The following is a 12,479-nucleotide window of genomic DNA, read 5'->3' as shown; positions in this document are numbered from 1 at the left end:
CAAACACCGCCCTTCAAGCCGCCTTCCCATTACGGAATGCTTAGCCATAACTTGCATATCAGTAGGAAAAGAAAATGTTGATTTTAAAACGCCGCACTGGCGAAAATCTAAGAATTGGAACAAATGTCTCTATCACAGTATTGGAGGTTAAGGGTAATCAAGTAAAGATAGGAATACATGCCCCCAAATTCCTACCTGTGCATCGTGAAGAAATTTATATACGCATTCAAAAGGAAAGAAAATTGATAAACCGAAGCGGCTAAGAGCCTACGTCTCCAATAGAAAGGGCCCACTATGGGCCTAAAATTCTCTATATGGGTATGATTCAGACAACTTCGCAATATAAGTTTCTATATTATCCCTCTCCCTCATGCTCCATATACTAACTATAATTAACTTCTATTGAGAAAATGTTACTTTCGGGCCAATCAAAAAAACGTACTCAAGAAGTTTTGATAGGTGCATTTATAAAAAGGCACCTTTATACCTATGAAAGTATGCAGAGTACCCACTAATACCATAAGTCGTTTAGTACTTTTTAAGCTGAAATAAATTACCCATTTCGTATGCTGAATAAATTTCCTGCATTGCTTCTTCGGTAACTTGATTGATCTTTTCTATCGTAGGGTTCAATCCAGTACCGTCAACAGTTGTTCGAAATGGTCGACTTGAAGGCTCTGTCTTCAGTAAGTTCAGAACCGCATCTGCAACCAATTGTGGGCTGGGGGCATTCTCTGATTCATGGCCCTTCTCTGTACCGGCCCACATTTGCTCCGGGGCATCTGCATACTCACCATAACTCGCAGCCACTTCTTTATCACTTGCTCTTAACAGGTTTGAGCCAAAATCGGTTCCAAATCCGCCGGGTTGAACAATCAAAGATTGAATACCAAATTGCGCCAGCTCTACGCGATAATTCTCTGCCATTCCTTCTACCGCATGTTTGGTGGCATTATAAGAACCAAGGAAAGGTAATACGAACTTACCTAAAATGCTTGATATCTGAATAAGAGTTCCACTGCTGCGCTGTTTCATCTGCGGCAACACTGCACGTATTAAACGTTGAACGCCAAAAACATTGATATCAAAAACCTTTTTAAAGTCCTCGATGGTAAAGCTTTCCTGCCACCCGAGCGTACCGACTCCCGCGTTATTAATTAATATATCAATTGGGCCGACTTCTTTAGTTGCTTGAGCAATACCCTTGGCGACGCTCTCATCATCGGTTACATCAATATCGACGACAACGATACCTTTAGCAATAAGCTCATTGGCTACAGAAGCATTGCGGCCACTTGGATCCCGCATGGTGCCGATGACTTTGTAGCCATTATTTGCAAGTGTATTGGCTATTAGATAACCAAAACCACTATTTGAACCAGTAATAAGCGCTGTTTGAGTCATGATTGTCTCCTTAAATTTTGCATCACATCAACTGGTGTAAAGATTAAGACTTGTACGTGTATTAATGAAATTGATTTAATGCATATAGCAATGAATAAAAATAATAGCCAAAAACCAGTACGCAAAAGGCTTTTTAAGCTATCCTTATTGATCAAACATTCAATCAGGGGGTTTTTAAAAATTAAGAAAAAAGGGCTTCAACACAAAGAGCCGGATTGGTTATCTATCAGATTTTGCGTCTAGTTTTTTAGTGGAAAAATAGCTAGACACAACGTACAGAATAAAAAAACATAAGATATTTTGAATAAGCAGCCTAAGGAATTAAGACCTTAAAAACTGTCATCTAGCACCATACAGGTATAGGACTTAAACAATTACAAAATTGAGTTAAGCCCTACCTGCACACATTTAGACAACTCTAGTTATTTTTTCCACAAGGAAAAATGTATTCTCATTGTTTACCCATCTCCGCCTCAAATGCCTCACGGTAGTCGGGGTGCCAACGAGAGAGTGGCGGACGATTGTTAATAATATCCCCTACCGCCCAGCTCATGCGTTTAACATCAGTTTCACGATCTACGTCATTATCCGGGCAAAGAATGTAAAAATCACCACGCTCGACGCTCTCCAGCATAAAATTGACCACTTGATCTGCAGTCCATGCGCCATCTGGTTTACTAGGGCTACCAATCATACCCGTGTAAGTGAAACCAGGAATTAACAAGTGAGATGAGACCTGGCTTCCAGGTGTATTTCGAATAGAGTGCTGTAACGCCTCCGCAGTAGCTTTTACCGCAGCCTTACTGACGTTGTAAGCCGGATTTCCCGGTGGAGTGGTAATTCCCTGCTTAGATCCGGTTGTAACGATAACAGATGGGCTATTTTGACTGATCATTTCGGGGGCAAATGCATGAATACAATGAATCACACCCCAAAGGTTTGTGTTGATAATCTTATTCCAACCATCTAAATTCTCCCAACTTCCATTTTTAACAGCAGTTCCTGCATTGTTAAAAAGAAAGTCGATACGACCGAATTCTTTTTTAACTTGATCTTTGAGCGCTAGTACCGAGCTAAAATCACTCACATCGGTTTCTACTATTAAAGTATCATTTGGTAGAGCACGCTTAGCTTCTTCCAGTTTTTCTTTGTTAACATCTGCTAAACAAATCTTCATCCCTCTTTCTGATAGGGCCTTTGCTGCCGCAAAACCTATTCCGCTGGCACCACCAGTAATAACTGCAACATTATTCGGCTGAAAGATAGTAGATGTGCTCATTGGGATTCCTGGATTATCGTCAAAGACATAAATTAGAGTTTGTGGAATACGGTATTAATACTGCTCCTTCAGGCATAGGCTTTTTACCAAAATCATTCTTTACAGCCTTGGGACTCTCAATGGAGTTTTGCCTGAAGAAGCCTGCTACTAAGATAGACGACTATTTCATCAATTTTAGAAGCTCTTGAGCAACAGCAATGGAGGATTTGTTGTTCTGGCCTGTTACCAGTTCACGATCAACAACTACATGCGGCTGCCAATCTTCTTTACTACGGGAGTAATTACCACCGGCATTGGTGAGTGCATTTTGAGGCCAGTAGAACAGCTCATCACCACCTAAGTAGTATTGAGTAGCTACAGCTTCTTCTGAGTTACTAAAAGAGGTCATTTTGTAACCGTCATATACCCAGCCCTTGGCAGCTTTAGCTTTCTTACCGGCTTTCATTTGGGTTTCAAATTCAGAGCTGTTAGGCAAAGCGGACAACAGCGCAACTGGGCCATGACACACTAAACCGGTAGGCTTGGACTCAGCGTTAAAATGACGTAGGAAGCTGCCCAATTGATCATTGGATACCAGGTCACCTAAAGGTGCATGCCCTCCAGGTACAAACAGCGCATCAAAATTCTCTATACCGATTTGCTCAATACGAGCAAAGCTAACTACTGGGCTGTGATCTTTGTCAGTCAGCATTAGCTGGTTGAGTAAAGCTTTATGGGCATTGTAGTTTTCTTGACTAGTATCTAAGAAATGGTCAGGCGTGTCTGAAACCGGGTCCAATGTCGGCGCCAGCCCCATCGGGGTAGCGAATGTTATTGTGTGGCCAGCTTCCATCATCAACTTGACCGGCTCCATAAGCTCATTCAAATAGAAGCCTGTTTTGTAGTCACTACCACCCTTCAGCTTCATTTCTGACACATCTGACATCACAACCAGAACGTTATCTGCCACCGCCAGTGGGCTGACTAGCAATGCTGCCATCGCAAGCAGTTTCTTCAAGTTCATAATCACTTCCTCGAAATTAGGGTTGAATCAATTGAAGTGGCGACAGAATAGGACCCCAGGCTTCATTACTGAAATTAATTAACCTAATATAGGCATGAGCATAACTAATGGCTGAGACTGGTTAGAATGGGCAATATTTCGGACATTGAGCTGAACCAACTAAGGCTCCTGCAGATTATATTTGAGACCCGAAACCTGACCCGGGCTGGTGAGCGTGCAGGGCTAACGCAATCTGCGGTAAGCCATACGCTGAAGAAACTCCGCCACAGCTTTGATGACTCACTAGTCATCAGGCAAGGCAATCAACTGGTACTGACTCCAAGGGCTGAGTCCCTACAAACACCGTTAAGTCGCTGGCTAAGTGATTTTGAGCGGAATATTTTAAATCAAGAAGAATTCAATCCTGAAAGTACGCAACGCACTTTTTATATCGCGACGAGCGACCTGGTGGAGCAAAGTATCGCTCCCCCCCTAATAGCTTTACTGCAAAAAGACGCTCCGAGAGTTCAGGTTATTTTTATAAAGTTAGATAAGCACAGGATCGCCAACCAAATTGAGAGTGGTGAGGCGGATCTTTCTATCAGTGTTATGGAATCAAGTCATCCAAGCCTGATAGTAAAAACCTTGTATAAAGACTCTTTTGTCTCAGCGGTAAGAAATAATCATCCGTTTTTGAAAGACAAGAAAAATGTTCATAGTTTTTGTCAATATCCGCATATTATGGCAGGCACGGGGAGAGATAACCGCGGAACAGTTGACAAGGCACTAGAAGAAATTGGCTTATCCAGAAATGTTCAATTTAAAGTAGCGAATTTTTCCAGTGCGCCCTACATCGTAGAATGCAGTGACGGAATCCTCACCGCACCAAGAAAATTTATCCAATCTATTGCCGGAAAATTCAATATTGTGCATTTTACTCCACCTGTCACCCTCCCCCAATACTCTATGAAAGCCTATTGGAACTTAAAAAATAAGGATGATCCGGCAAATAAATGGTTGAGAGAAAAGATCGTGGAAGTTGCTCGTATTGAATACTAGTTTCAAGTGAGTTTAGTTTTAACCAACTTAATTAATGCATCAAGTATCGAGCTTTATTATACGTGACTACAATCAGTGAAACCTCTCAAATCTTTAGTTTATAAATTGATATCGTTATCAAGAGGCCGCCGAGAACCTTTTGGCGGACTCCACCTTACGCACACATCACCTTCCTCCAGGGTACCTTTCAGAATATCACACCTGATTTTAGGGGTCGTTATTTGCTGTCTGCAATTCTCTAATGACCTATCCGGATAGGAATCTCTGCAGTATTCAGCAAGTAACTCACTTGCTTTTTCCGGTCTGGAAAAATAGACAACACCGACTATCAATATCATAACTACCACTACAACTTTCATAAATTAGGTCTTTAGAATATTGAGACTACAAATATTTCCGCTTGTGGATTGATTTTCAAATGCATAAACCAGATGGAAAATTTGCGCTAGATATCGCTGCCTATGCAGTAATGGGCAATCACCACCACATCGCATTCTATATCGACAAAGAGATAGTACTGAATATGTCAGGCACCCAGCCAAGACACTTTGAGATTCGAATCCCATAGTTACTGGTGATTTCTCTCCCAACTAGATCGCCCACCTTTCTTTACTACCTATTGATTTTCCCACTTGGAATTGAACATATCCGAGATTGCTCAAAGTTCTGTATACGTCCTCTCTAGTTAGAGACCATCCAAACAGAGAGGATTCATATCATAATACTTTTTTAAACCTCAAGAGTTACGTGCTCTCTAAATTTTTCAAGATCCTCGCTCAAAAAAAGGTTCAGTGGAAAATATATTAAGTACTGCACAGAAAAGTAAATAAAGGGAACTAGAATGGCTCCCTAATTTACTTTTTCAATATTGTGAAGTGGTCCACAAGTTTCCACATTGCATTCGATTTAAATAATGTATCTTCGAGCAGACTATGGATAAGCTATTTAGCAAGAAAGTTATGGCATTGGCGCTTACTGTTGTATTGGCCTCTTGCAGCGGCGGTGGAGGCTCCTCTTCGGATTCCGACCCAGTCCCACCCACAGGGGGAGATGGTAGTGGCCAGGGCTCAGGAAGCGGAACTGGCGGCAGCGGATCAGGTAGCACTACACAACTTCCAGACAATGAACCCGGCACAGTGACTGTTGGCGATATTGAAACTGCAGACTTAGGATTTGCCCGAATCACTTCTCGGGATATCACCCTACCGAATGGCCAACCCAATGCCCAAGAGGTGCACGGGCTCCCACACTATATTGCCAGAACAGACAGCACCCAGGACGACACCCTAAAGTCGGTCCCCATGCGAAGTTACACAGCTGCCTGCGCAACTGACACCGACAAACCTCGAATGTTTGTTTCCAAGACCCTGAGCGAGGGTAGTGGAGATAATGAAGTCACTTATGGCACTGTTTATGAGCTGCAATATAACCCAGAGACTTCAAGCTTCGATCAAACCGGTAACACAACGATACTAAAACAATGCTACGAGTCGCACGGTATTGCGGCCAGCTCAGATTGCTCCCGTGTTGCGGTCTTGTGCAACACGGAATACCAAGCCAACAAACGTTATGAGGTGCAGGGTGACTTGGTAGAACAATACGGTAGCGACTGGATGAAAATGGAAGACAATATCGGTCCTATCGATGCCCGAATTGAAAGGGACATCGGCCTGATGATATCAACCAATCATAGTCAGTACATCGGCTACTTTACTGATCATGCCACCCTGACATTTGAGGACTTCCTCCCAGGGCTTAAAGCTAAATTCCCAGAGACCGATTTTGGTGATTCTCCATCCTTTAAGACCATTAAAGGGAAAGAGATGCAAGAGGAGATGGCTTATATCGTCGATCAGCTCTCTGAAGCCGACTATAACGCGATGGTCGAGTACATTCGTGAGAGAGGTTATAAATATAACGACCAGATCTGGCTCATGGAGTGGGACGATCAACCACTCAGTGAAAAGCCTGCGGCCTATGTTGTGAACAAGATGCACGGTGGTGGCCATGCCGGAGCCCAGGAGCTTATCTATGTGGACAATGATAGCCAAGGCCGCACCAGCTATGCCTTCTCAGTAACAGCGCGAGTATTTGACGGCAGCTATGGTGGCTCCCACTACTCTGCAGGAATGACGGTTATTGATCGAGATAACTGGTCCCTAAACATGAGTGGAAGTAATAATAGAGGTTGGTATTGGCTTTGTGGCTATGGCCACGTATTAAATATTCGCGCCTTCTATAATCCAGGTAATGAAAAGTATGGAGCAATTTGTACCAGCGATGGCGGAAAATATAATCAGTCTCGTGGGTTAAACACTATTGCTATCAAAATGGAGGATACTTCCTCTACCAGTAGATTTGAAGGAAGTTACAATTACCTTGTTCCCTCCGACAATGCATTCTTCTCCAATGGCGGTGGGCACACGGTAGTGCCGGTTGATAAAGACACAAATCTATCGCTTATCGTCTCCCCCAAGTATATTGATGACGAGGAAATGAATCGCTTCCTACAAAGCGAATACGGCATTGATACAAGTAGTGGCGGCCCCTTTGATGAGCAATGTTCAGATAGTACGAATTGCTTCTTCTCCTATATGTCAAGCAGCAGCAACCCAACCATCTCCAGGCAGGGCCTACGCGGAGGCGATGCCCTGGAAGCCTCTTCTTTAACCCGTATTGGTATCGCCAAAGTCGATGGTAACGGCAGTATCGAGGGGCAAGGCTTTAAATGGCTGGTAGAAGAGCCTGACTGTCAAATCAGTGATCCTCAACTTATTGATTTGAAAAATGGTCGCTACCTGTTTGGCTACGCACAATTTCAGTGCATCTCCGATAACCTATCGTACAACCGAAGTTCAGCGAAGAATGGCGCAATGCGTATGCTGGTCCCCAAGGCCTATTATGTTATGGAGATTGACGCAGACCTCAATGTATTAGAAGGGCCAGTAAAACTAACCAAGTTTGGTTGGGGTGGCCTGGATGAACCCATTTTCCTTGGCAACGGTAAAGTAGCTTGGTCATACATCAAGAACCCCACCTATGATAATTACGGTGGCGGCAAGCAGAATGTTTGGCAAGCGATGATTTACCATTCAAGCAGTGTTAACTAATTCATCTATAGAGAAATCACTCATAACTTAAAAATGGAGAGCCTTGCTCTCCATTTTTAATGAACAACAATCTAAGTGGATTCCGAGTAGTTAATACTCCGTAACAGAAGAAAATGCTTGGTACTGACTCAAGAATATACCTCCAGATAACTTCTGCAGAAAACTACTTCTCTCCAGGCAATCCATCACCGGCCCCTTAACTTCCGATAGATGCAGTTGAATTTCTCTATCCAATAGATTGCTATTAATAGACTCAAGTACCTCCAAGGCACTCCAATCTATTTCATTCACTGCGCTGCACATCAGAATGACATGTTTTACCTGTGAGTTATTGACAAGGCCGGTATAAATGCGGTCTTCCAATACGCCGATATTGGAGAAGATTAAGCGACCATCTACGCGGAAGGTGAGAATCTCGGGAACGGTTTTTACCTGGTGCCGGTGAATATTACGGAAGTGTTCGGTACCCTCCACCAAGCCCACTTCGGCGATATGGGGCTTGGAAGCACGATAGATAAACAATAATAAGGATGCGCCAACACCACAGGCCACACCGGGTTCGACACCCATTAGCAGGGTAACGGCAATTGTTAGGGTAACGGCAATAAAGTCTGCTTTAGCAAAGTGCCAGGTTTTACGCAGGATGGAGAAATCCACCAGGGAGAGAACCGCAACAATAATGGTGGCGGCTAGTGTGGTTTTCGGTAAGTAATATAGAAAAGGGGTCAAAAAGAGTGCAGCCAGGGCGATACCCAATGCGGTAAACAGGCTGGCAAATTGTGTCTGCGCCCCCGCTGCATCATTCACCACCGAGCGGGAGAAACCACCGCTCACCGGGAAACCGCCAGAAATGCCTGAGCTTATATTGGCCATCCCTAGGGCAACCAATTCCTGGTTGCTATCAATTCTTTGCCTGCGCTTGGCGGCCAAGGTTTTGGCCACCGATATAGATTCTACATAGCCAATAATGGCAATCATTAGTGCGGGCACAAATAAAGATTGCAGCAGCGGCAGTGAGAGGTGCGGCAGTGATAGGGGCGGTAAACCGGCAGGAATAGCGCCTACCAAGGCCACTTGTTGCGCTTCAAAATTTATGGCGACGGATAAGGCAATGGTTACCAGTACACCCACTACCGGGGCCGCCTTGGCAAACAGTTCGGCATTGCTGCTAGACAAGCCCATTTTCTCCAGCCATTTTGCAGCAAGGGCCCTGCTCCAGCAGAGAAAAATCAACACCCCTACTCCGGTGATCAAAGCAAGGCTATTGATACTGTTCAGGTTCTGCCATAGTGATAGCAGCAGCTCCGGTGCGGTATCACCCTGGGCGGCCACCCCCAATAAATGCCGCAACTGGCTGAGAGCAATCAGTAAGGCCGAAGCAGTAATAAAACCAGAGATCACCGGGTGGGAGAGAAAGTTAGCCAGCATACCGAGGCGTAATGTACCCAGCAGAAAAAGTATTCCCCCGGAAAGCAGTGCCAGCGCGGCGGCAGCACTCAGGTAGTCTACCTCGCCCGTGGCGGTGACCTCTCCCAGGGCGGCGGCGCTCATCAGTGAGATCACCGCGACCGGCCCCACAGACAACGTACTACTGGAACCGAAAATACCGTAAACCACCAGCGGTACCATGCTCGCATAGAGGCCGACTTCCGCCGGTAAACCCGCCAACAGGGCATAGGCAAGAGATTGGGGAATCAGTAGCACTGTGACAATTGCGGCGGCGAGCAGATCGCGGTTTAAGGTGCGGCGGTTATAGGATTGAAAAGTAGTGAGGATGGGAAACCATCGGGAGAGTTGCTGCATAACCTTGGTTCACCTTCCACTCTGTTGTTTAACAACGCCGGTATCTCCCGCTTTATCACGGCACATCACGGGCATTTAACTGCGGCACACTTTCACAACTGTGCCGCAATTCTGGGTATGACCTAGCCGGCCATTGAAGTGTCTTTATTAGGGCCTGATAGATTAGGGCTCAATAGCAACCAGCGCGGCACTGACATCGAAACCAGCCATCTGTGCCTGGCCGAACAATTGTTTTTTGTCAGAGCCCATTAAAACTTTGGCACCAGCCCACACCTGGCTGGAACGATTACCGGTACGACAAAATGCATGGATTTTTTCACCGCCCTGCAATACATCAAGAAAGGCCTCACAGTGTTCCCGCGTCATTCGCCCACGGGTAAAAGGGATCGCAATAAAACGCAAGCCGGCGTCCTGGGCGGCCCGCTCCATAGCTTTGTAACTAGGATGTACTTCACTCTCTCCCTCCGGGCAATTGCAAACCACCACCTGTACACCACTCTGTGCCAACGGTGCCATTGCCTCACAGGTAATATGTTCAGAAACACTCACCTGTTCATCTAACTTTTTAATATTCATAGTCGTCTCGAAATGACAGCAGTCCTCATTAAAATAGAACTACAGCGCTGGGATTAACTGATTTTTTATAGCTGATTCAGCGGAACCTTTAAATAAACAGTGCCATTGGATTCCGCCGGGGGAAGTTGCCCTGCACGGATGTTGACCTGCACCGAGGGAATAATCAGCCGCGGCATAGGCAGACTGGCATCGCGCTTTTTACGGATTGCCACAAATTCGCTTTCACTAATGCCGTCGCGCAGGTGGATATTCTCGCGGCGCTGGGCACCCACCGTGGTTTCACACTGATAGTCTCGCTCGTCTTGCGGCGGATAATCGTGACACATGAACATGCGGGTTTCGTCCGGCAGAGATAATATTTTTTTCACCGACAAATACAACTGCGCGGCATCGCCACCGGGAAAATCACAACGGGCACTGCCCACGTCGGGCATAAACAGGGTGTCCCCCACAAACAGGGCATCGCCGATCAGCCAGGCCATATCCGCCGGCGTGTGGCCGGGGCTATAAATCACCCGTGCCTCTAGTGCCCCCACCTGAAAAGTTTCACCATCTTTGAATAGGTGATCGAACTGACTGCCATCGGCAAGGAACTCCCGCTCCAGATTAAAGACCTCACGAAAAATCTTCTGTACCTGGCAAATCTGCTCACCAATGGCGATGCGCCCGCCCAATTGCTCCCGCAGGAAAGGTGCCGCAGAGAGATGATCGGCATGGGCGTGGGTTTCCAGTATCCACTCCAGGGTGAGGTTCTTTTCGCGGATAAACGACACTATCGCCTGAGCACCCTTGCTGCTGGTGCGCCCAGATGCCGCGTTAAAGTTAAGCACGGCATCCACCACCGCGGCCGAGCCGCCGTCCCTGTCATACACCACATAGCTCCAGGTTTCGGTCTCCTTGTCTAGGAATGGCTGCACCTGGGTGCCTTGCTCTAACTGCGACATTTTATGCCCTCCAAATTTCACTACCAGAACAATATACATTTTGATAATATATAAAACAATATATTATTGATCTGTAAATTATTGCCAGGCCAAGTTCATGCCCGATACCACAAACCTCGACTTAGACAAGATGCGTGATTCCGCCGGCCAAGCCGCGGCCATGCTGCGCTCCCTGGCCAACCAAGACCGTTTGCTGCTGCTGTGCCAGCTCAGCCAGGAAGAACTAAATGTAGGCGAACTTGAGGAGCGCCTGGGGCTTCGCCAACCCAGTCTTTCCCAACAGTTGGGGGTCCTGCGCCGCGAGGGGCTGGTAGATACCCGTCGGGAGGGCAAACACGTCTATTACCGGGTAGCCGATCCACGGGTACTGGCCCTTTTACAAACTCTCTACCAACTCTACTGCGCGGAGTAATCCCATGACCATCGACTGGACTGCTTTCACCCCAGCCACAGCACTCGCCGGCGGCGCTCTTATCGGCCTAGCCAGCATTCTGTTACTGATATTTAACGGCCGCATCGCCGGTATCTCTGGCGTTTTGGGCGGCCTGCTGGAGGGCAACCCCGGTATCGGCTGGCGCCTAGCTTTTGTTATCGGATTGTTGGCTGCGCCGCTGGCCTGGCAATTATTTTTTGCCCTGCCACCCATAGAAATTGAAGCCGGCTACCCCACCCTGATCGCCGCCGGTCTACTGGTGGGCTTTGGCACTCGCTTGGGCTCCGGCTGCACCAGCGGCCACGGGGTTTGCGGTCTTTCCCGCCTCTCCCAGCGCTCTCTGGTCGCCACGCTGGTATTTATGGCTGCGGGTTTTGTCACTGTTTACGTTGTACGCCACCTGCTGGCCGCTTAAGCGAGGATCGAATTATGAAAACCACTTTTACTGCACTGCTGGCGGGTTTGATCTTTGGCCTCGGGCTACTGTTATCTGGCATGGCCAACCCGGAAAAAGTCCTCGGATTTTTGGATATTGCCGGCGCTTGGGACCCCTCCCTGGCTTTGGTGATGGCTGGTGCCATCGCCGTGAGCCTGCCCGCCTTCCAATTATTTAAAGGCCGCAGCCAATCCCTGTTGAAGCAAACCATACAGCTGCCGACAAATAATCATATTGATCGCCGCCTGCTGATTGGCGGCCTGATGTTTGGTGCCGGCTGGGGGCTGGCGGGCTTCTGCCCCGGCCCGGCCATTGTGGCGAGTGGTGCCGGGCAGGAAAAAGCTCTGATATTCACCCTGGCTATGCTGGCCGGTATGGGGATTTTCAGACTCAGTGCCCGCAAGATGGTCCCGGCGCAAGGTTAAGGCCAAAGACTGTGGGCGGCGACTGCTA

General features: G+C 46.9%; 13 protein-coding genes. 7 read left to right on the top strand and 6 right to left on the bottom strand.

Annotation, left to right across the window (positions count from 1 at the left end; all coding sequences use genetic code 11):
* Window positions 1-74 precede the first annotated feature (74 nt).
* Entirely contained in the window at window positions 75-263 is a 189-nt protein-coding gene (gene csrA, locus ACJJI0_RS01660) for a carbon storage regulator CsrA (protein ID WP_444884381.1), read from the top strand.
* Between the two features lie 265 nt (window positions 264-528).
* Here csrA and ACJJI0_RS01655 read toward each other — a convergent pair whose 3' ends face one another.
* From ACJJI0_RS01655 to ACJJI0_RS01645, 3 genes are all read right to left on the bottom strand, one after another.
* Window positions 529-1,404: an SDR family oxidoreductase gene (locus tag ACJJI0_RS01655; RefSeq protein ID WP_444884380.1), complete on the bottom strand. Its 876-nt coding sequence runs from the start codon at window positions 1,402-1,404 to the stop codon at window positions 529-531.
* A gap of 451 nt (window positions 1,405-1,855) precedes the next feature.
* A complete protein-coding gene (locus ACJJI0_RS01650) occupies window positions 1,856-2,683 on the bottom strand; it encodes an SDR family oxidoreductase (protein ID WP_444884379.1) in 828 nt (275 codons plus the stop codon).
* A 160-nt stretch (window positions 2,684-2,843) separates the two neighbouring features.
* A complete protein-coding gene (locus ACJJI0_RS01645) occupies window positions 2,844-3,686 on the bottom strand; it encodes a type 1 glutamine amidotransferase domain-containing protein (protein WP_444884378.1) in 843 nt (280 codons plus the stop codon).
* 126 nt (window positions 3,687-3,812) lie between these two features.
* On the opposite strand from ACJJI0_RS01645, the gene ACJJI0_RS01640 reads away from it, so the two are divergent.
* The 3 genes from ACJJI0_RS01640 (at window position 3,813) to ACJJI0_RS01630 (ending at window position 7,834) form a co-directional block, all read left to right on the top strand.
* Complete coding sequence (locus ACJJI0_RS01640) at window positions 3,813-4,724, top strand: LysR family transcriptional regulator (RefSeq protein ID WP_252082208.1); 912 nt, start codon at window positions 3,813-3,815, stop codon at window positions 4,722-4,724.
* A gap of 418 nt (window positions 4,725-5,142) precedes the next feature.
* A complete protein-coding gene (locus ACJJI0_RS01635; RefSeq protein ID WP_444884377.1) occupies window positions 5,143-5,292 on the top strand; it encodes a hypothetical protein in 150 nt (49 codons plus the stop codon).
* Between the two features lie 364 nt (window positions 5,293-5,656).
* Entirely contained in the window at window positions 5,657-7,834 is a 2,178-nt protein-coding gene (locus ACJJI0_RS01630; RefSeq protein ID WP_444884376.1) for a hypothetical protein, read from the top strand.
* A gap of 90 nt (window positions 7,835-7,924) precedes the next feature.
* Here the strand turns inward: ACJJI0_RS01630 and ACJJI0_RS01625 are convergent, their stop codons facing one another.
* From ACJJI0_RS01625 to ACJJI0_RS01615, 3 genes are all read right to left on the bottom strand, one after another.
* A complete protein-coding gene (locus ACJJI0_RS01625) occupies window positions 7,925-9,637 on the bottom strand; it encodes a SulP family inorganic anion transporter (protein ID WP_444884375.1) in 1,713 nt (570 codons plus the stop codon).
* Between the two features lie 162 nt (window positions 9,638-9,799).
* Window positions 9,800-10,213 (bottom strand): protein tyrosine phosphatase family protein, encoded by a 414-nt coding sequence (locus ACJJI0_RS01620; RefSeq protein WP_444884374.1) that lies wholly within the window; start codon window positions 10,211-10,213, stop codon window positions 9,800-9,802.
* A gap of 65 nt (window positions 10,214-10,278) precedes the next feature.
* Window positions 10,279-11,157 (bottom strand): MBL fold metallo-hydrolase, encoded by an 879-nt coding sequence (locus ACJJI0_RS01615; protein WP_252082219.1) that lies wholly within the window; start codon window positions 11,155-11,157, stop codon window positions 10,279-10,281.
* A gap of 97 nt (window positions 11,158-11,254) precedes the next feature.
* On the opposite strand from ACJJI0_RS01615, the gene ACJJI0_RS01610 reads away from it, so the two are divergent.
* Genes ACJJI0_RS01610 through ACJJI0_RS01600 form a run of 3 tightly spaced genes read left to right on the top strand, consistent with a single transcriptional unit; the run spans window position 11,255 to window position 12,451 of the window.
* Window positions 11,255-11,569: an ArsR/SmtB family transcription factor gene (locus ACJJI0_RS01610; protein WP_444884373.1), complete on the top strand. Its 315-nt coding sequence runs from the start codon at window positions 11,255-11,257 to the stop codon at window positions 11,567-11,569.
* A gap of 4 nt (window positions 11,570-11,573) precedes the next feature.
* Window positions 11,574-12,005 (top strand): YeeE/YedE family protein, encoded by a 432-nt coding sequence (locus ACJJI0_RS01605; protein ID WP_444884372.1) that lies wholly within the window; start codon window positions 11,574-11,576, stop codon window positions 12,003-12,005.
* A 14-nt stretch (window positions 12,006-12,019) separates the two neighbouring features.
* Window positions 12,020-12,451, top strand: a complete 432-nt coding sequence (locus ACJJI0_RS01600) for a DUF6691 family protein (protein WP_444884371.1) — start codon at window positions 12,020-12,022, stop codon at window positions 12,449-12,451.
* The last annotated feature ends 28 nt before the right edge of the window (window positions 12,452-12,479 follow it).

Source organism: Microbulbifer mixtoriginis (SeqCode) (genome assembly GCF_052466695.1).
This window is presented reverse-complemented; position numbering and strand designations above follow the sequence as displayed.